Here is a 19,458-nt window from a genome sequence, read left to right on the forward strand (position 1 = left end):
TACTCCGCCCCGGGGCGCGACTACGCTGGTGCCATGGCGGACATCTTCGACGTGATCGCGGACGGCACGCGTCGCGACATCCTGCAGATTCTGCTCGATCGCTCGACCGCGGGTGAGCGCGGGACGAGTGTGTCGCAGATCGTGCACGAGCTCGGCGCGAGCCAGCCGACCGTCTCCAAGCACCTCAAGGTCCTGCGCGAGGCGCACCTCGTCTCGGTTCGCGAAGAGGGGCAGCACCGCTTCTACAGCCTGTCCGCCGGTCCGCTGGACGAGGTCGACGAGTGGCTCGTGCCGTTCCTGGACGACGTCGCCGCCGCCGACGAAGAGACCGTCGCCGGACTCCCGGACTCGGCCGCGCACGCCGCCGACGTGGTCGGTCGGGCAGCGGCATCCGCCAAGCACGCGTGGGAGAACGCGTGGTGGAAGCGGAACGGTCGCTGAGCGTTCCCCCGCCCTCGCGTCACACGGGTCACGCGTGTTTACACGTGTCCCACCGAGCCCCTAGAGTGTGGTGAACAATCCTGGGGAAAGGGAATCGGTGATGGCGGACATGCCCGACGTGCGCTTCCTCACCGTCGCCGAAGTCGCGGACATCATGCGCGTATCGAAGATGACGGTGTATCGACTCGTCCACTCGGGCGAGTTGCCCGCCGTGCGCTTCGGACGCTCGTATCGCGTGCCCGAGGCTGCGGTCACAGAGGCCTTGCAGCGGCCGATCGCCGACGTCGGCTAGACTGATCCGAGGCATTTTTCCATCTGCCCGTTCCCGGACGTGATCGACACACGTCCAGACCCCTGACTTAGTGAGGTTTCCCGTGGGTTCAGTCATCAAGAAGCGCCGTAAGCGCATGGCGAAGAAGAAGCACCGCAAGCTGCTTCGGAAGACTCGCCACCAGCGCCGCAACAAGAAGTAAGCGGCATCGCACCAAGCGCCCCCGATCGGCATCTGCCATCAGTGGGGCGCTTCGTGTCTGTCCCCTCAGCCTGTTCCTGTCGCCCACGTCCTCTGTCTCTCCGGGAGCACACGATGAAGTCCATCACCGTCCAGCAGCTGCGCGAGCGGGTCGACATCCCGCTCATCGACGTCCGCGAGACCGACGAGTACGCTGCAGGTCATGTCCCCGGCGCGGTCAACCTGCCGATGTCGACGATCGGAGAGCACCTCGACGAACTGCCCGAGGGTCCCTTCGACGTCATCTGCGCGATGGGAGGACGCTCTGCACGCGTCGTCGAGGCGCTCGAAGCGCGGGGGCACGATGTGACCAATGTCGACGGCGGCACCAACGGGTGGGCCGCCGAGGGCTACCCCCTCGACCGCCCTTGACCACGCTCACCCTCATCGGCAAGCCCGACTGCCACCTCTGCGACGTGGCGCGGGAGGTCGTCGAGACCGTCGTGTCCGACCTCGACGAGAACGACATCGAGATCGTCGAGCTCTCGATCCACGACGATCCCGCGCTCTACGCGCAGTGGTGGGAGAAGATCCCCGTCGTGCTCATCGACGACCGCCTCCACGCGCACTGGCGCGTCTCACCGGACCGGCTGCGCGCCGCCCTCGACGTCGCCGACTGACCCCGCGCCCGCCGGCCGCCGGCGGACGCTCAGGGGGCGTCGAGATCGGTGCGAATGTGCGCCGCCATCGCGTCGAGCGCGTCCACGCGTGCTGCCGCGATATCGCACGGCCCTGACGATCGCCGCGCACCACTACTTCCGCATCTTCGCCTCGTTCACCGAAGCCTTCGAGACCGAGACCCCCGGCGGCTTGGGCGACTTCTCGCAGGCGGTGGGTGTCGGATTCAACGAGGGCTACCGCTACGTGGACTGGCTCCTGACCGTTCCGTTGCTGCTGGTGGAGCTGGTCGCCGTCCTCGCCCTCACGCGCAAGGCCCAGAGCAGGCTCCTGTGGATGCTCGTCCCGGCATCGATCCTCATGATCGTCTTCGGATACCCGGGTGAGATCAGCTCCGATATGGCGACCCGGACGATCTGGGGCATCCTCTCCACGATCCCGTTCCTGTTCATCCTCTACGTCCTGTTCGTCGAGCTGACCAAGTCCCTCGCGGTGCAGCCCGTGCAGGTGCGGCGGACGCTCAGCAACCTCCGCTGGCTGCTCCTGCTCAGCTGGGGTGTCTACCCCATCGCGTATCTGCTGCCGTCGTTCGCGCGGGTCGAGGAGGGGCACGCCGGGGAGAAGGCGCCCGCCGCGTCGCGTCGCTGACCTGCTGTCGGGGAGCCCGAAGGTGAGGCTCAGGTGGTGGCCGTCCTGGCACGGGCCGCCACCGGGACGGCGGCCAGCTCGATCCGCACACCCTCGGCATATTCGAGGTGATCGGATGCCGAGTGCTGCACGCGTACGAGCGCACCGTCCGCCGTCCGCACGAGTGTCCGGCGGAAGTTGCCCATGAAGGTGCTCTCCTGGACCGTGGCGTCGATGCCCGAGGGCCCGTCGGGTGCGACGAGCAGGACGTTCTCGGGACGGAGGAACACCTCGACATCGCCGTTCAGTCCGGGCGTGTGCAGCGGCAGCGAACGTCCCCACACCTCGACACGGTCGCCGGCGGCGAGGCCGGGGACGACGCTGGACACGCCCACGAACGCCGCGACGGTCGCGGATGCGGGGCGCAGGTAGAGATCCTCCGGGGTGCCGACCTGCTCGATGCGGCCCCGCTCCATCACTGCGATCCGGTCCGACACCGCCAGTGCCTCCTCCTGGTCATGCGTGACGAACACTGTGGTGATGCCCAGGCGCAGTTGGATGCGCCGGATCTCATCGCGCAGCTGAACGCGCACCTTTGCGTCCAGTGCCGAGAGGGGCTCGTCGAGGAGAAGCACCCGAGGTTCGGTCACGAGGGCCCGGGCCAGCGCGACGCGCTGCTGCTGGCCGCCCGAGAGCTGGTGGGGGAACCGCTCGGCGAGATGGTCGAGCCCCACGAGGTCGAGGGCATCGGTCGCGCGTCGCGCGGCATCCTTCTTGCGCATTCCGCGACGGCGCAGGCCGAAGGCGACGTTGTCGAGCACGCGCAGGTGCGGGAAGAGGGAGTACGACTGGAATACCATGCCGATGTCGCGCCGATTCGTCGGGACCCGCGACACGTCGACGTCGCCGAGGCGCACCGACCCTTCCGTCGCCGCCTCCAGCCCCGCCAGCACACGCAACGCGGTGGTCTTCCCGCACCCGGACGGCCCGAGCAGCGACACGAATTCGCCGGGTGCGATGTCGAGGTCGAGCCCGTGCAGGACCCGTGTGGTGCCGTAGTCCTTGACCAGCCCTCGGAACTCGACGCGCGTACCCTCGCCGGCGTCGGCGAGCAGCTGGTTGTCCGAGGTCGAGGGGAGCGTGCGGGGCGGGGTGTCGGCCGTGGTCATGATGATCTCCTTCCGCCCGCGCGCACGGCGCGGCCGATGATCAGAAGCAGCAGGAAGGCGAACGCAAGGGCGATCAGGGTGAAGACTGCCGATGCGTAGGCGTCGATCCTGCTGACGAGGAGGATGCCGGTCTGGAAGACCTGACGATTGAGAAGCGACGCGATCGTGAATTCACCCAACACGACGGCGACGGAGATGAGGGATGCGGCCAGCAGTCCCTGACGCAGGTTCGGTGCGATGACGTGGAGCAGCACACTCGGCCAGCTCGCCCCGAGGGTGCGGGCCGCCTCGGACAGTGTGGTGAGGTCGACCGCGTCGATCGATGCCTGGATGGAGCGGTAGGCGAACGGGAGCACGAGGATCCCGTAGGCGAACGCCAACGTCCACGCACCGGTGCCCAGGGTGCGTCCGATCTGGAGGTACACCGGCGCGAGCCCTACGACCAGGACGATCGCCGGGATCGTGATCGGCAGGAGCGCCACGAACTCGAACGGTCGCCGCAGCTTCGGGAACCGGAGGGCGACCAGCACCATCGTCGGCGCGAGGATGAACAGGACGATCACCACCGTGACGACCGACAGGATCAGCGAGTTCGTCACACCGACCCAGATCGGGGCGTACAGCCCCGCATTGGCCGGATCGAACAGCCCCAGCCACCGATCAGCCGTGAATGCTGCGTCCCGGGTGGTGAGCGTGAACAGCAGCGTCGACAACAGCGGAACGGCGAAGAAGAGGCCCACCACCACGGCGATGACCCAGCGGGTCGCGGGGGACGGTGCGATGCCCCTCATGACTGCCACCGCGCCGCGCGACGCTGGATGATCGAGTAGCCCCACATGACCACGGCGACGACGATGATCATTCCGAGGGCGAGCGCGCCTGCGAGGTTTTCGCGGCCGAGCACGGTCTCGCTGGTGAGGGCCGTACGGATCTGCAACGGCACGATCTGGGATCCCTGGCTCGCCAGCGCCGCCGCCGTCGCATAGGACGAGAAGGCGTTGGCGAACAGCAGCAGGAGACTGGCGAGGAACGACGGTGCCAGGACGGGGAACCCGATGTGGCGCCAGAACCCCGCGCGGGTGCCACCGAGGGTCAGGTTTGCCTCGGCCCACTGCGGCTTCAGCGCGGACATGGCCGGCATGAAGGTGATGACCATCAGCGGAACCTGGAAGTAGATGTAGGGGAGGATCAGTCCCGGAAGAGCGTAGATCCACGCGCCGTTCGCGAAGATGTCGATTCCGAAGACGTCCCAGAGCAGACGAGTGACGACGCCCTGGATGCCGATCGTGGCGATCCACGCGAACGCCAGCATGACGCCGCCGAACTGTGCGAGCACACCGGATGCGGCATCCACCATCGTCCGGGTCGTCCCGTTCTCGGAGAGGCCGAGCAGCGCGTAGCAGACCAGACCGCCGACAACGGCGCCGATCACCGCGGTGAGCGCGGAGATCCACGCCGAATTGGCGAACGTCCGCAGGATGACGGGGTCGCCGAGGGCCGCGACGTTGGCGAGCGTGACGTCGCCCGCGCTGTCGAACAGACCGGAGCCGATGGCGAGGACGGTGGGCAGAAGGAGGAAGAGCAGGAGGTAGGCGGCGAACGGAACGAGGCCGAGAGCTGCCCAGGGGGCGGATGCGGCGGCCCGCCGCACCGGAGCGGTGGGCTCCGATGCGGCGGGTCCGGTCAGGCGCTCCGGGAGGGGAGCGGCGTCGACGGTCGAGGTCACTGGACCGCGGCTGCCCACTTCTCGCCGAGCAGGGTGCCGGCATCCGCGCTCTGGGTCTCGGTCGGCACTACGGTCTCGGCGGGAGCCTCCGGAAGCGCGTCGGCGAGGGCCTGGTCGATCGTGCCGGCCTCGATCATCGCCTCCATGCGCACCGGGCGGGCGCCGCCCTTGAGCCACAGGTTCTGGACCTCGTCGCTGTACAAGAACTCCTGCCACAGACGCGCGGCGGCGGGGTTCGGCGCGTCGCGGTTGATGGCCTGGTTGTAGTAGCCGGCGTAGCCGACGCCCGGGAATACGACGACCTCCCACGCGGGGTTCGCGCTCTGGTGCGCCGCGTTCAGGTAGTCCCAGTCGAAGACGACGGGGGTCTCGCCGCTCGCGACGGTCGCGCTGGTGACGTCGACCTTCAGCATGTTGCCGGCGGTGTTCAGCTCGGAGAAGAAGTCGATTCCGGGCTGGAAGTCGTCCAGCGTTCCGTCCGACTGCACCGTCGCCATGCCGACCGCGGCGAAGGCGGCACCCGCCTGCGTCGGGTCGCCGTTGATCGCGACCGCCCCGCGGTAGTCGTCGCCGAGGAGGTCGTCGAGGGATGCGGGGGCGTCGTAGCGGTCGGAGTCGAAGCCGACGGACATGTATCCGCCGTAGTCGCCGACGAACAGGCCGCTGGGCTCCTTCAGGGCGTCGGGGATGTCGTCCCACGTCTGCACCTGGTAGGGAGCGAACCAGTCCGTGTTCTGCAGCGCGACCGTGAGGCCGAGGTCGAAGACGTCCGGGGCGGTGTCGAGGCCCTCGTTCGTCTGGGCCGCCTGGATCTCTTCGGCGCTGGAGATGTCGGGCGACTGCTCGTTGACCGTGATCTCGGGGTAGCGGCTCTTGAACAGGTCGATGATCTCGCCGTAGTTGGCCCAGTCGCGGGGAAGGGCGATGACGTTGAGCGCGCCCTCGGCCTTGGCGGCGGCCTCGAGGTCTTCGAAGGTACCGAAGTCGGACAGGCTCGTCGCGGTCGACGCGTCGATACCCGTGTCACCGCCGGTGGCGGCATCCGCGCCGGCGCAGCCGGACAGGGTCAGCGCGGCGATTGCGGTCGCCGCGGCGCCGACGAACAGCCGGCGGGCGAAGGTTGTGTGCATGGGGGTTCCTCTCGGGTGAGTGCCGCGGAGGCGCAGAGCGCCCGGGTGCGCGGGACGAGAGGACCGTACGGCCGAGAGGTGACGGGCCAGGTCGAAGCGGGTGAACGGATGGTGAGCGAAGGCTGACGAACGGTGCGCGGATGCCGGACCGCCGGTGTCGGTGAGCGGCGCCGCCGAGACAGGCGATCCTCTGAAAACAGGACGATCCCCGTCGGAACGTCCTGTTCCGGGGGGATCGCCTGTTCTCGTGCGGTAGCGCGCGTCAGGGAGCGAGGCGCGTCGGTCCGCGGAAGAGGTAGGTGACCTCGCGGATCGAGTCCTGGCCGAGCAGCAGCATCAGCACGCGGGCGAGGCCCATGCCGAATCCGCCGTGCGGCGGGGCGCCGTAACGGAAGAAGTCGAGGTAGAAGTCCAGGTGCTCGGGGTCGAGACCCTTCTCCTTGGCCTGCTCGATGAGGACGTCCACGCGGTGCTCGCGCTGCGCGCCGGTGGTGATCTCGACTCCGTTGAACAGCAGGTCGTACGACTTCGTCAGCCCGGTCTCCTCGTCGCGCATGTGGTAGAACGCGCGGATCTCGGGGTGGTAGTCGGTGATGAAGACGAACTGGTGCCCGAAGGTCTCCTGCACGTGCGCGGCGATCTGGCGCTCGCCCTCGGGGTCGAGGTCGCCGTCGGTGCGCGGGATGTCGTACCCGCGGGCGGCGACGATCTCGCGCGCCTCGGCGAGGGGGATGCGGGGGAAGGGGGCCTCGGGGACGACGATCTCGAGCCCGAAGAGCTCCTGGATCTCGTCGCCGTGCTTGTCCTTCACCGCGCGGATGGCGGTCTGCAGGAGCTCCTCCTGCATGCGCGCGACGTCCTCGTGGGACTCGACCCAGCTGATCTCGGCGTCGATGGAGGTGAACTCCGTCGCGTGACGCGAGGTGAACGAGGGATCGGCGCGGAAGGCGGGGGCGATCTCGAAGATCTTCCCGAAGCCGGCAACCTGCGCCATCTGCTTGAAGAACTGCGGGCTCTGCGCGAGGTAGGCCGTCTTCTCCTCGAAGTAGGGCACCTCGAACAGCTCGGCGTTGGACTCCGACGGGCTCGCCATGAGCTTGGGGGAGTGCACCTCGATGTAGTCGCGCTCGATCCAGTAGGTGCGCATGGCGTGCTCGAGCGTCGTCTGCACGCGGAAGATGAGGTTGTTGCGGCGCTGGCGCAGGTCGAGGAAGCGCCAGTCCATGCGCTTGTCGAGGCCCGAGTCCGCGGCGATCGGGGTCTCGGGGAGCGCTGCCGCGGCGATGTCGAGCCCGCCGATCTTGATCTCGACGCCGCCGAGCTTCACGCGCTCGTCGTGCTTGAGTTCGCCCTGCACCGTGAGGAAGGTGCCCGTGGCGAGGTTCGAGATGGTGTCGGTGAGGGCCAAAGCCGCGGCATCCTGCTCCGTGCCGTCCTCGGCCGGACGCGTCGCCGGATTGACCAGCTGCACCGCGCCGGTCTCATCGCGCAGGATGACGAACTGCACCTTCTTCTGGTCACGGACGGTTTCGACCCACCCCGACACGGACACCGGGCCGTCGGCCCGCGATTGCAGCTGCTTCACCAGAACGCGTTCACTCACGAGGCCACAGTCTACGCGGGGGGATGCCGCGCGCCGGGTCCGTGCGGATCCAGGCCGTACTCTGGACGCATGACGACGCCTGCCGCGACGCCGCCTCGGACCTCCCCTTCCTTCCTGGTCGCCCTCCCCACTGTTCTGCTGAACGCCCTCCGTGGTGCGCTCATCGGGATGGCGGAGCTGATCCCGGGGATCTCCGGCGGAACCGTCGCCCTCATCACCGGCGTCTACGAGCGCCTCATCGACGCCGCCGCGCACGTCGTGTCGGCGGTGAAGCGCCTGATCTTCGGACCCGACCGGCGCGCGGGATTCCTCGCCGAGATCCGCGCGGTCGACCTGTGGCTCATCATCCCCGTCGTCGGCGGCATGGCGGCGATGGTGCTCACCCTCGCCGGATTCGTCGAAGCCTTCGTCTCCGGCAACGCCGAGCTCTCGCGCGGCCTCTTCTTCGGCCTCGTCGCGGCAAGTATCATCGTGCCGCTGCAGCTGATCCCGCGCGTCCGGCGCACGCTCGCTTCGCACGCACGCGGCGTCATCGTGTTCGTCGGCGCCGCCTTTCTCGCCTACGCCTCGATCGACTTCGCCGGCGGTTCGCTCGTGGTCGACCCCCCGGTCTGGCTGGTGTTCATCGCCGCCGCGATCGCCGTGTGCGCGCTCGTCGTGCCCGGTGTCTCGGGATCCTTCTTCCTCCTCGCGATCGGGCTGTACTCGCCGACGCTCCGCGCTGTCGCCGACCGTGACTGGGGATATCTCGCCGTCTTCGCGCTCGGCGCGATCGTGGGCCTCGTCACGATCGTCCGCGTCATGAAGTGGATGCTGGAGCACTACCGCCGCTTCACGCTGCTCGCGATGGCCGGCCTCATGCTCGGCTCGCTCCGCGCCCTCTGGCCCTGGCAGGCGCTCCCGCCGGGCGAGGACCACGGCGTCGGCGAGCTGGTCGCCCCCTACGATCCGGTCGCCGGTCCCATCCTCCTCGCGCTGGTCGGTGCGGCGGCGGTCGTCGCACTCCTCTTCGTCGAGCGGGGCCTCCAGAAGCGCACGGATGCCGCCCACTCAGGCGACCCCCAGAACACGCCGACGTAGACTGGACCCGTGCCCGCCGAACGCCTCCATCTCGTACGCCACGGGGAGGTCTTCAATCCCGGGCGAGTGCTCTACGGCCGCCTCCCCGGATTCGGCCTGAGCGAGGACGGACGCCGGATGGCGGCGGATGCCGCGGCCTGGGTGAAGGAACTCGATCGCCCCGTGACGACGCTGGTGTGCTCGCCGCTCCAGCGCACCCGCGAGTCGGCGGAGCCGTTCACCGCGACCTTCGGAATCGACCCGCGCATCGACGAGCGCGTGATCGAGCCGACCAACGTCTTCGAGGGCCGCCGTATGAAGCGGGCGATGATGAACCCGCTGAACTGGCGGCACCTCAGCCGTCCCGCCCTGCCGTCGTGGGGCGAGCCGTACGCGCAGGTCATCTCCCGCATGGACGCGGCGATGACGGATGCCTGGAACGACGCCGAAGGCGGCGACGTGGTGATCGTCTCCCACCAGCTGCCGATCTGGATCACCCACCTGTGGGTCGAGGGCGAGCCGCTCCGGCACGATCCGCGGCGGCGTCGCTGCGCGCTGTCGAGCGTGACGAGTTTGGAAGGCGGCCCCGGGCAGTGGGCCGAGGTGTCGTACGCCGAGCCCGCGTCCACCGCGGGCGCGGTCGATGTGGGAGCGGTGTGATGACGACGAACCGGTGGCGGCGGGCGGCGGCATCCGTCCTCGCTCTGACGCTTGCGGCGGGACTCGCCGCGTGCACGAGCGATCCCCTGGCCGAGCAGTACCGCGAGGGTGACAACAAGGGCTTCATCGCCGCCGACGGCTTCCGCGTCGTCGAGATCCCCGAGGCCGATCGCACCAACCCGATCGAGTTCGAGGCGGTGCTCGACAACGGCGAGACCGCGACGAGCGCCGACTACGCGGGAGAGGTGCTGGTCGTGAACTTCTGGTACGCCGCCTGCGCGCCCTGCCGGGTCGAGGCCCCCGAGCTCGCCGAGGTGCACGAGAGCTTCCGCGACGACGGCGTCGACTTCCTCGGCGTGAACCTCTACGACGGCGCCGAGGCGTCCCAGGCTTTCGCCGAGACCTACGGCATCGAGTACCCGAGCGCGCTCACCACCGTCGACGGCTCGATCAAGCTCGCGTTCGCGGGCGAGACGCCGCTGAACGCGGTGCCGGTCACGCTCGTCCTCGATCGTGACGGTCGGGTCGCCGCGCGCCTCATCGGACAGATCAGCGACGCATCGATCCTAGAGACCCTCGTCCGCGACACCCGGGACGAAGCGTGAACATCGCCGCGATCGTCGCCGACGGCACGCTGCTGCTCGCGATCCCGATCGCGGTCCTCGCCGGGCTCGTCTCGTTCCTCTCGCCCTGCGTCCTCCCGCTCGTGCCCGGATACCTCGGCTTCCTCGGCGGGGCTGTCGCCCCGCGTCGGGGGGCCCGGGTCGCCGTCGGTACGGGCCCCGGAGCGACGGATGCCGCACCCGGTGCCGAAGCGGCGGGATCGCCCGGCACGGTCACCCCCGAGCCCGACGGCTCGCGCGGGCGGCTCCTGTGGGGCGTGGTGCTCTTCATCGCCGGGTTCACCCTGGTCTTCGTCAGCGTCGCGATGCTCGGCGGGACGCTCGGACGCTTCCTCATCGAGTACCAGGACGTCATCACCCGCATCCTCGGCGTCGTCATCATCGCCCTCGGCCTCGTCTTCATCGGCGTCTTCGGGATGGCGCAGCGCACACTGCGTCCGCAGGTGCGCGGGGGCGTCGGACTCGCGGGCGCGCCGCTCCTCGGGATCGCGCTCGGCATCGGGTGGACGCCCTGCATCGGGCCGACCCTCGCGGTCATCCTCGGGATGTCGTTCGACTCCGGCTCGGTCGCACGCGGCGCGGTGCTCGGCCTCGCCTATTCGCTCGGGCTCGGCATCCCGTTCGTGCTCCTCGCCCTCGGCTTCGGCTGGGCGACGCGCTCGGTGTCGTTCCTCCGCCGCCACATCCGCACCGTGAACCTCCTCGGCGGCGGTCTGCTCATCGTCCTCGGCCTGCTCATGGTGACCGGGGTCTGGACCGCGCTCATGGCGCAGCTACAGGGGGTGTTCCTCAGTGTCCCGCTCCCGATCTGACCTCGACGGGGTCCGCGCCGACGCCGATGGTCGTCGCGAGACGCTCGAGGGTCGCCCCTCGGACCACGCCGACAGTGCGGCATCCGACGGCGACGACATCACCCAGCCGCGCCTCGGCGTCGTCGGGTGGCTCCGCTGGGGCTGGCGACAGCTGACGTCGATGCGGACGGCGCTGCTGCTGCTCCTCCTTCTCGCCATCGCCGCGGTTCCGGGTTCGCTCGTCCCGCAGCGCGGGGCCGACCCGAACGGCGTCACGCAGTACTTCGCCGACAACCCGGACCTCGCGCCGATCCTCGACGACCTGAGCCTGTTCGACGTCTACACGTCGCCGTGGTTCTCGGCGATCTACATCCTGCTGTTCATCTCGCTCATCGGCTGCGTGATCCCGCGCACGAAGCACCACTGGAAAGCGCTCCGTTCGCGTCCGCCGCGCACGCCCGCACGCCTCGAGCGTCTGGCGGCCTTCCGGTCGGAGACCCTCGAGGTCCCCGCGGGATCGGATGCCGCGGCCCGAGCCGAAGCGGCCGTCGACAGCGCCGCGCGCCAGCTGCGGCGCGCGGGCTACCGCGTCGAGCGATACGACGGGCGGGGGAGCGTGTCGGTCTCGGCCGAGCGCGGATACCTGCGCGAAACCGGCAACCTCGTGTTCCACGGCGCGCTCGTGGGTGTGCTCATCGCGGTCGGCCTCGGCGGGGGGTTCACGTACACCGGGCAGACGGTGATCATCGAGGGGCGTTCGTTCGTCAACACCCTCCTCGACTACACCTCCTTCAACCCGGGGCGCTTCGTCGACGAGGAGGCCCTCGCCCCGTACGCGCTGACGCTCGACCGATTCGACGTCACCTACCAGCCGCTCGGCGAGCCGGGTGCGGGTCAGGCCGGCGACTTCGTCGCGAACCTCACCACCGAGCGCCCCGGCGAGGCTGCGGAGCCCGCCGAGGTGCGTGTCAACGAGCCGCTCGACATCGACGGCGACCGGGTCTACCTGATGGGCAACGGCTACGCGCCGACCATCACGATCCGCAACGGCGAGGGCGACGTCGTCTTCTCCGAGCCGGTGCCGTTCCTGCCGCAGGACAGCTTCATGACCTCGCTCGGGGTCATCAAGGTACCGGACGGGATGCCCGAACAGCTCGGCATGGTCGGCTTCTTCTATCCCACCCAGGTGCAGCTGGCTTCGGGCGCGTTCACGTCCAGCTACCCCGCACTGATCAACCCGGTCGTGACGCTCGAGGTCTACGAGGGTGATCTCGGGATCGACGACGGCACACCCCGCTCGGTCTACACCCTCGACCCATCCGACATGACCCCCATCGCGGGCCGCGACGCCGAGGCGGAGGCGCCGACCCTCGAGCTCGCGCCGGGGCAGACCGCCGAGCTCCCGGGCGGCCGGGGATCGGTGACCTTCGAGTCCGAGGCGCCCGAAGGCGCCGAGGGGTACGAGGGTGCGGTGAAGCGCTACGTGTCGCTCTCGATCCACCGGGATGCCGCGGCGACGTGGGTGCTGATCTTTGCGATGCTCGCCACCGGCGGGCTGCTCGCCGCCCTGTTCGTCCCGCGCCGGCGCATGTGGGTGAAGGCGACCGCCGACGGCGACCGCGTCACCGTGCACTACGCCGGCCTCGCCCGCGGCGAGGACCCCGGTCTGAACCAGGCCGTGGACCAGTTCGCCGACGCCCACGGGCAGTCCCTCTCCGCCGGAGAGGGTGCTCCGCCCCGCACGTAGACTGGGAACCATGCCCGACGCCCTCGCCCTCGACTCGATCTCGGTGCTCCTCGTGTGGACCGCGATCGCCGTCTACGCCCTGGCCTTCATCGCGTACGCGATCGACCTCGCGCGCCGCTCGGCCGTCGCGATCGAGATGCAGGACGCCCGCGTCCGCGAGAGCGAACGCGAGCGTGAGCTCGTCGGCGCCGGTGTGGCGTCTGCTTCGGCGGGCGCGGCATCCGCGGGAGAGACCCTCGCGCAGGTGCGGGAGAGCCAGCGGGTGGCCGAGAAGGCGCTCAACGCCCCCGTCTCGGCGCGGACCAAGCAGCTCTGGGCGCGCCTCGGGACGGTTCTGACCGTCATCGGCTTCCTCTTCCACCTCGCCGCCACGATCGGGCGCGGCGTCGCCGCCGAGCGCGTGCCGTGGTCGAATATGTACGAGTTCGCCCTCACCGGCACCCTCCTCATCGTTGCGGTGTACCTCACGGCGCTCTTCCGTTTCGACCTGCGCTTCCTCGGCTCCCTCATCACGGGAATGACGGTGCTGCTCCTCGGCGGCGCCACGCTGTCGTTCTACGTCGAGGTCGTGCCCCTCGCCGATCCGCTGAAGAGCGTGTGGCTCGTCATCCACGTCTTCGTCGCCACCCTCGCGACCGCGCTGTTCGCCCTCGCATTCGGGCTGTCGGTGCTGCAGCTCATGCAGGGCCGTCGCGAGCGGCGTGCGATCGCCGCGGTGGGTGCCGTGGGCTCGGACGGAGCCGTGTCGACCGGACCGCGCTTCCTCCGGACGCTCCCGAGTGCGGACGCGCTGGAGTCCCTCGCCTACCGCTTCGCGATCGTCGGGTTCATCTTCTGGACCTTCACGCTCATCGCCGGGTCCATCTGGGCGAACGACGCGTGGGGCCGCTACTGGGGCTTTGACACGAAGGAAGTCTGGACCTTCGTCATCTGGGTCCTCTACGCCGGCTACATCCACGCTCGTGCGACCCGCGGCTGGCGCGGCTCGCGGTCGGCGTGGCTGTCGATCATCGGCTTCACCGCGGTGCTGTTCAACTTCACGATCGTGAACATGTTCTTCAAGGGCCTGCACGCCTACTCCGGCCTCAGCTGACCCGCTTCAGCCGAGCCGCCTGCGCGCCAACAGGATCGCCTGGCTGTGCGCCTCGGTCGCCCGCGGAGCGCGGACCAGGCTCGCTTCCCGCTGGAAGCCGACGCTGTCCAGCACCGACTCGACGTCCGACGGCATGTGAAGGTGAGCGGTCAGGGACACCTCGCGACCGTACGCCCGCCGAACGGTTCGTTCGCCTGACCCGACCTGGAATGCCACGAGGATGACGGCGCCCGGGATCGACACCCGTGCGAGCTCGCGGAAGATGTTGCCCAGACCATCGGTCGGTGTGTGGATCACGGAGTACCACGCGACCACCGCATCGAAACGGGCATCCTCGAACGGGAGGGCGGCCAGATCGGCGCGCGCAAGTTCGACGTCCGAGGTTGCCCGTGAAGCCTCTGCGAGCATCCCCTCCGAGAGATCGACGCCGACAAGGCGGAGCGACGGGTGCTGCTCGCGCAGGTGGGCGAGAAGTCGGCCCGTGCCGCAGCCCGCGTCGAGGAGCGACGCCCGCTCCGGGAGTTCCCGAACGACCTCGGTGATCATCGCGCGATCGAGCGGAGCCTCGTAGGACAGATCGGGGAGGGCGTTCGCGTAGGCGGACGCAACTGTGTCGTAGGCGGCGCGGGTGGCCTCGCGATGGGCGTCCATGCGCAGAGCCTACGGCGCAAGAGGAGGGGCCCCGAGCGTGACGCCCGGGGCCCTCTTCTCGTTCCGTGCGTACGGGCTACGCCTCCGCGAGGACCGCGCGGGCGGAGGTGGTGCGCTTTCGGACCACCGCGAGGGTGCTGGCGATGAAGGCGAGGATCGCCCAGATGACCAGGCCCGCGATCCCGGCGCCGAGGCCCTCGGCGGGGGTGAACGCCGAGAGCATCGCCGCGTAGGCGGGAGCTGTCGGGAGGAGGCTTGCGACATCCGCCAGCACGCCGGGGATCGTCGAGACGATTCCGGTGGCGACGGCCAGAACCCCCACGAGCGCGGCGACCCAGCGGCCGGCGCCCCCGAGGACGGCGACGAACGCCTGGTTCACCGCGGCGAAGGCGACACCGGCGACGACGCAGACGCCCGCGAACACCGCCCACTCGCCCCACGTGTACGATGCGGCGGTCTGCACGACGGCGGCGACCAGGAAGCCCTGCACCGCACCGACCCCCGCGGCGGGGAGGAACTGGCGTCCGGCGAGGACCGCCGACGGTGCGCGGGAGGTCAGCGCGCGGCGCGACACCGCCTGCAGGGCGATGAACGTGCCGACGCCGCCGAACCACAGGGCGAGGGTCGCCAGGAGCGGCACCGCGGCGGCGCCGAAGAGCGACGTGCCCGTCCCCTCGGCGCTGACCGGATCCGCGACCACGGAGGCCAGGTCGGTCGCCTCGCTGTCGGTGTAGCTCGGCAGGGCGTCCGCGGCCTCGGCGAGGCCCGACGCGAGCGTGTCGGTACCGCCGGCGAGCTGACCGATGCCGTCGCCGAGGTCTCGAGCACCTGTCGCGGCGGTTCCCGCGCCCGCGGCCCACGTCTGCGTGCCCGCGGCCCACTCGTTCGCGCCGGAGGCGAAGGTGTTCGCCCCCGAGGCGAGCGCGCCGGCGCCGGACGACAGCTCGTTCGCGCCGCCGGAGAGCTGTCGGAGTCCGCCCGCGGCGTCGTTCGCGCCGGCGGCGAGGTCGTTGATGCCGCCGGTGATCGCCCCGTATCCGCCGGCGATCTGCTGCAGGCTCGCCCCGACCTGGGGGAGGGCGGCGATGCCTTCGACGCCGGCGGCGATCTGATCGGACTGTCCGAGGATCGCGATCGCTTCGGGGAGGGCTTCCTGCGCGCGGAGGGACGCCTGGTCCAGTGCCGCGCAGATCTCCGGTGCGGTTCCGGATGCCGCGCAGTCGGCTGCGGCCTGCCCCAGCTCCGCGACGCTCGCTTCGAGTGTCTGCTGGATGGCGGCGCTGTTCGCGGCGAGCGCGTTGGCGGCGTCGACGACCTCCGACGGCAGCTGCGGAGACGCGGCGATCCCGTCGGCGATCTGCGTCAGACCGTTGTTGAGCGGGACCATCCCGGCGGCGAGATCGCTCGCGCCGGTCGAGAGCTCCTGCAGACCGGATGCCGAGAGCGCGGCACCGTCCGCGAGCTGTCCGGCGCCGTCGGCGAGGCCGCCCGCGCCGGTCGCGATCTCGGAGGCCCCGCCACCGATCTGGTTCGCCGCCCCGGCCAGCTGGCCGGCGCCGCTCGCGAGCTCGGCGATGCCGTCGGCGAGGGAGATCGCGCCGTCGGCGGCCTCGCCCGCACCGTCGGCGAGTTCACCGGCGCCGTCAGCGGCGTCGCCCAGCTGGTCGCCGAGTGTGGTGAAGCCGAGGAAGACGTTCTCGAGGTAGATCTCCGACAGCTGCTGGCCGGTCGCCGCGGCGGCAGCCTGGGCGACCTGCGCGGTGATCGCGTCGTCGACGAGACGGCTGTCCGGCGGCGTCTGCACCTCGATCACCGCGCGCTCCGGCGTCTCGCCCGGCTGGGTGGAGGTGGCGGCGGCGGAGAAGTTCTCCGGGATCGTGATGACCGCGGCGTATGCGCCGTCGGCGAGGCCGGTCGCGGCATCCTCGTCGTTGGTGATGACCCAGGTGAGGTTGCTGTCGAGCTCATCGGAGCCCTCGACGAGCCCCGACGTGAGCTGGCGACCGAGCGGGACGAGCTGGTCGTCGATGGTCACCGGCTCGTCGTCGTTGACGACGGCGGCGGTGATGGCGTCGAGCCGTTCGGTGGGGTTGTAGAGCGCGGCGACGAGGATGCCGCCGATCACGACCGGCAGCAGCATGACGCCGATGACGGTCAGCCAGGTGACGGGCCTGCGGGAGCGGGCGCGTTCGAGGGGCAGGGTCATGCGAGGACTCCGTTCAGGTCACGCGGCGCCGTGCGGGCGGCGGAGCCGGCGGACGAGAGGTCGAGGATCGTGGCTCCGCGGCGACCGGCGTCGTCGAGGAGCGCCGTGGCGAAGCGGGTGTCGCGCGCGGAGATCACGAAGGAGGTGCCGGCGGCGTCGCGTAGCAGCGCGGCGACCCGGTCGAGGTGCGGGCCCGGGGGCAGGGAATCGAGACCGTCGATGACGACCACGGAGGTGCGTCCCCGCAGGGCTCGGGCGATCTCGCCCACCGGATCGTCGGCGTCGCGGAGCAGGGCGACGCCGACGTGGGCGCGGACCCATGCCGCCCGCTCGGGGAGCAGGTGGCCGGCGACCCGGAGGCGCCCGTCGGTGGGGGCGAGGCGTCCGGCGACGGTCAAGAGCAGTGCCCGCGCGGTGATCGGAGCCTCCGCGGTCACGACGAGGTCCTCGCCGGGCTCGAGGCGGAAGCTCGCGCCGGCGTACACGGGGTGCCCGTCGTCCGCGACGCCGAGGTCGTCGGCGACCACCGTGGCCGTCGTGTCGCGCTCCGGCCAGTCGGTGAGCGAGAGCTCGCGCTCGACGGCCTCTCCCTCGATGTCGAAGTGCGGGAGGATCCTGTCGAGCCAGCGCGGCATCCACCACGCCTTGTCGCCGAGCAGGGTCATGAGTGCCGGGATCAGCGTCATGCGCACCACGAACGCATCGAGGGCGATGCCGGCGGCCAGCCCCAGCGCGATCGGCTTGATCGACGAGTCGCCCTCGGGCACGAACGCGGCGAAGACGGCGAACATGATGAGCGCTGCGGCGGTCACCACGCGCGCGGAGGCGGTGAAGCCGGAGCGCACCGCGCCGATCGCGGTCTCGCGGGGAGCGCGGCCGCGGCGGGCGCGGAGGGCGTGGACGTAGTCCTCCCGCATCCGGGAGACGAGGAAGACCTGGTAGTCCATGGCGAGCCCGAAGAGCACGCCCATGAGGATGATCGGCATGAAGCTGATGACCGGACCCACCCGTCCGACGTGGAGGAGGTCGGCGAACCAGCCCCACTCGAAGACCGCGGCGACGATGCCGAACGCCGCGACGACCGACAGCAGGTAGCCGAGGGCAGCCGTCAGCGGCACCGCGATGGAGCGGAACACGATCATCAGCAGGATGAACGACAGCCCGACCACGAAGATCCCGAAGGGGAGGAGTGCAGCCCCGAGGCGGTCGGAGATGTCGATCGCGACCGCGGTGAAGCCGGTGACGACGAGGTCGACGCCGTATTCGTCGGCGAGTTCCGGCGCGAGGTCGCGGAGAGCGCGCACGAGTTCGGCGGTCTCGGGGTCGTCGGGGGCGGTGGTGGGGACGATCTGGATGATGCCCGTGTCGGCGGTCGCGTTCGGGGTGGCGAGGGCGACCTCCTTCACGCCGGGCACCTTCTCGACTTCGGCGGCGAGATCCTCCATCAGCCCGAGCGGGTCGGTGGAGGTGACGATCGTGCCCGTCATGATGAGCGGGCCGTTGAAGCCGGGACCGAACTCCTCCGCCGCCAGGTCGTAGCTCTCGCGGACGGCGGTGCCCTCCGGCTGCACGCCACCGTTCGGGAGCGCGAGCGCGAGGCTCGTCGACGGGATGGCGAGGATCCCGAGACCCAGGACCACCGCGATCGTCGTGATGAGCGGGTGGCGGGTGACGGTCATCACCCACCGGTTGGTCTTGTGCACGCGACGCGTGCGGCGCGGCGTCCGTCGCTTCCAGCCGACGACCCGCCCGCGGACGAAACCGAGGAGGGCGGGGGTGAGGGTGATGGCGACCGCGACGGCGATGGCGACGGCGACGGATGCCGCGATGCCCATCGTCGTCAGGAACGGGATGTTGGCGAACGACAGGCCGATGAGGGCGATGAGCACCGTGACGCCGGCGAAGACGACCGCCGACCCCGCGGTCCCCGTGGCGCGGGCGACGGACTCCTCCGGGTCCATGCCGGAGCGGACTTGGTCCTGGTGCCGGGCGACGATGAACAGGGCGTAGTCGATGCCCACCGCGAGACCCAGCATGAGGGCGAGGAGCGGGGTGGTCGACGACACGGTCGCGACGAGGGTCGCGAGGAGGATCAGGGCCATCGAGATGCCGACGCCGATGATCGCGGTCGCAAGGGGGAGGCCCGCGACGAGGAACGAGCGGAAGGTCACCATCAGCACGAGGAGGGCGATGATGACGCCGACGACCTCGGTGATGGTGAGTCCGGGGACGGAGGCGGCGAAGAGGTCGCCGCCGAGGGCGACCTGCGAGCCGTCCGGAAGCGCGGCGGCGAGGTCGTCGGAGATCTGCTCGAGGGCCTCGGTCGATTCCGCCGAGACCTCGGTGGGCTGGCCCTCGAACTGGAGGCGGATGATCGCGGCGGTCTCGTCCTCGTTCACGAGCCCGGTGACGAGCTCGTCGAACGGGTCGGTGACGCCGACGACGCCGTCGAGGTCGCCGAGGTCGGCCACGGCATCCTCGATCGCCCCGCGGTAGGGCTCCTCGGTCACGGTCTCTCCGTCGGCGGACACCACCACGATCTGCGCGCTCGTGCCGCTCACCTCCGGGAAGGTGCGGTTCAGCTGCTCGAGACCGGCCTCGGCCTCGGTGCCCGGAATCGAGAAGGAGTTGTCGGTGCCCTGGTTGAACAGCACCGCACCTCCACCGCTCAGGACCAGGATCAGCAGCCAGCTCGCCAGGACGCGCCAGGGGTGACGATAGGACCAGCGCCCGAGGGCATACAGAACGGTGGACACAGCGCCTCCGGCTCAGGGATCAGGTTTCGGGTTCGGTGTTCGGGGTA

The 19,458-nt window shown here is 70.2% G+C and carries 20 protein-coding genes; 12 read left to right on the top strand and 8 right to left on the bottom strand.

The features are described from left to right. Positions 1-33 precede the first annotated feature (33 nt). The 6 genes from LTL01_RS03390 to LTL01_RS03415 all read left to right on the top strand — a co-directional run bounded on the left by LTL01_RS03390 (position 34) and on the right by LTL01_RS03415 (position 2,218). Positions 34-441 (top strand): ArsR/SmtB family transcription factor, encoded by a 408-nt coding sequence (locus LTL01_RS03390; RefSeq protein WP_053548175.1) that lies wholly within the window; start codon positions 34-36, stop codon positions 439-441. A 100-nt stretch (positions 442-541) separates the two neighbouring features. Next, entirely contained in the window at positions 542-733 is a 192-nt protein-coding gene (locus LTL01_RS03395; RefSeq protein ID WP_053548174.1) for a helix-turn-helix domain-containing protein, read from the top strand. Between the two features lie 82 nt (positions 734-815). Continuing rightward, positions 816-914: a 30S ribosomal protein bS22 gene (locus LTL01_RS03400; RefSeq protein ID WP_003792170.1), complete on the top strand. Its 99-nt coding sequence runs from the start codon at positions 816-818 to the stop codon at positions 912-914. Between the two features lie 113 nt (positions 915-1,027). Continuing rightward, positions 1,028-1,324 (top strand): rhodanese-like domain-containing protein, encoded by a 297-nt coding sequence (locus tag LTL01_RS03405; RefSeq protein ID WP_053548173.1) that lies wholly within the window; start codon positions 1,028-1,030, stop codon positions 1,322-1,324. Next, positions 1,321-1,572 carry a glutaredoxin family protein gene (locus tag LTL01_RS03410; RefSeq protein WP_236967409.1) on the top strand — a complete coding sequence of 84 codons (252 nt, stop codon included), beginning with the start codon at positions 1,321-1,323 and terminating at the stop codon, positions 1,570-1,572. Before LTL01_RS03405 ends, LTL01_RS03410 begins: the two co-directional genes overlap by 4 nt. Positions 1,573-1,660: 88 nt before the next feature. After that, on the top strand, positions 1,661-2,218 hold the full coding sequence (locus tag LTL01_RS03415; RefSeq protein ID WP_236967410.1) for a bacteriorhodopsin: 558 nt from the start codon (positions 1,661-1,663) through the stop codon (positions 2,216-2,218). A gap of 29 nt (positions 2,219-2,247) precedes the next feature. Here LTL01_RS03415 and LTL01_RS03420 read toward each other — a convergent pair whose 3' ends face one another. The 5 genes from LTL01_RS03420 to aspS form a co-directional block, all read right to left on the bottom strand. Continuing rightward, the gene (locus LTL01_RS03420; protein ID WP_236967411.1) at positions 2,248-3,366 is read right to left on the bottom strand and encodes an ABC transporter ATP-binding protein; all 1,119 of its coding nucleotides are present in this window, start codon (positions 3,364-3,366) and stop codon (positions 2,248-2,250) included. Then, entirely contained in the window at positions 3,363-4,157 is a 795-nt protein-coding gene (locus tag LTL01_RS03425) for an ABC transporter permease (protein ID WP_236967412.1), read from the bottom strand. Before LTL01_RS03425 ends, LTL01_RS03420 begins: the two co-directional genes overlap by 4 nt. Continuing rightward, positions 4,154-5,092: an ABC transporter permease gene (locus LTL01_RS03430; protein ID WP_372461280.1), complete on the bottom strand. Its 939-nt coding sequence runs from the start codon at positions 5,090-5,092 to the stop codon at positions 4,154-4,156. The genes LTL01_RS03425 and LTL01_RS03430 overlap by 4 nt, the downstream gene beginning before the upstream one ends. Beyond that, entirely contained in the window at positions 5,089-6,222 is a 1,134-nt protein-coding gene (locus tag LTL01_RS03435) for an ABC transporter substrate-binding protein (RefSeq protein WP_236967413.1), read from the bottom strand. Before LTL01_RS03435 ends, LTL01_RS03430 begins: the two co-directional genes overlap by 4 nt. Positions 6,223-6,484: 262 nt before the next feature. Beyond that, positions 6,485-7,825 (bottom strand): aspartate--tRNA(Asn) ligase, encoded by a 1,341-nt coding sequence (gene aspS, locus LTL01_RS03440; RefSeq protein ID WP_236967414.1) that lies wholly within the window; start codon positions 7,823-7,825, stop codon positions 6,485-6,487. A 69-nt stretch (positions 7,826-7,894) separates the two neighbouring features. On the opposite strand from aspS, the gene LTL01_RS03445 reads away from it, so the two are divergent. From LTL01_RS03445 to ccsB, 6 genes are read left to right on the top strand one after another with little or no spacing between them, the layout of a single operon-like run. Next, complete coding sequence (locus tag LTL01_RS03445) at positions 7,895-8,905, top strand: DUF368 domain-containing protein (RefSeq protein WP_236967415.1); 1,011 nt, start codon at positions 7,895-7,897, stop codon at positions 8,903-8,905. Positions 8,906-8,914: 9 nt separating this feature from the next. Then, positions 8,915-9,544 (top strand): histidine phosphatase family protein, encoded by a 630-nt coding sequence (locus tag LTL01_RS03450; RefSeq protein WP_236967416.1) that lies wholly within the window; start codon positions 8,915-8,917, stop codon positions 9,542-9,544. Next, on the top strand, positions 9,544-10,149 hold the full coding sequence (locus tag LTL01_RS03455) for a TlpA family protein disulfide reductase (protein WP_236967417.1): 606 nt from the start codon (positions 9,544-9,546) through the stop codon (positions 10,147-10,149). The genes LTL01_RS03450 and LTL01_RS03455 overlap by 1 nt, the downstream gene beginning before the upstream one ends. Then, on the top strand, positions 10,146-10,979 hold the full coding sequence (locus LTL01_RS03460) for a cytochrome c biogenesis CcdA family protein (RefSeq protein ID WP_053548165.1): 834 nt from the start codon (positions 10,146-10,148) through the stop codon (positions 10,977-10,979). The genes LTL01_RS03455 and LTL01_RS03460 overlap by 4 nt, the downstream gene beginning before the upstream one ends. Beyond that, positions 10,960-12,705, top strand: a complete 1,746-nt coding sequence (gene resB / locus LTL01_RS03465; RefSeq protein ID WP_372461281.1) for a cytochrome c biogenesis protein ResB — start codon at positions 10,960-10,962, stop codon at positions 12,703-12,705. Before LTL01_RS03460 ends, resB begins: the two co-directional genes overlap by 20 nt. 10 nt (positions 12,706-12,715) lie before the next feature. Beyond that, entirely contained in the window at positions 12,716-13,798 is a 1,083-nt protein-coding gene (gene ccsB, locus LTL01_RS03470) for a c-type cytochrome biogenesis protein CcsB (protein ID WP_236967418.1), read from the top strand. Between the two features lie 6 nt (positions 13,799-13,804). Here the strand turns inward: ccsB and LTL01_RS03475 are convergent, their stop codons facing one another. The 3 genes from LTL01_RS03475 to LTL01_RS03485 form a co-directional block, all read right to left on the bottom strand. Continuing rightward, positions 13,805-14,449, bottom strand: coding sequence for a class I SAM-dependent DNA methyltransferase (locus tag LTL01_RS03475; protein WP_236967419.1), 645 nt, complete (start codon positions 14,447-14,449; stop codon positions 13,805-13,807). 76 nt (positions 14,450-14,525) lie between these two features. After that, a complete protein-coding gene (locus LTL01_RS03480) occupies positions 14,526-16,655 on the bottom strand; it encodes a YhgE/Pip domain-containing protein (protein WP_236967420.1) in 2,130 nt (709 codons plus the stop codon). Further along, complete coding sequence (locus tag LTL01_RS03485) at positions 16,652-19,411, bottom strand: efflux RND transporter permease subunit (protein ID WP_236967421.1); 2,760 nt, start codon at positions 19,409-19,411, stop codon at positions 16,652-16,654. The genes LTL01_RS03480 and LTL01_RS03485 overlap by 4 nt, the downstream gene beginning before the upstream one ends. Positions 19,412-19,458 lie beyond the last annotated feature (47 nt).

This window comes from Microbacterium aurantiacum, from assembly GCF_021654035.1.
GTDB lineage: Bacteria > Actinomycetota > Actinomycetes > Actinomycetales > Microbacteriaceae > Microbacterium > Microbacterium aurantiacum.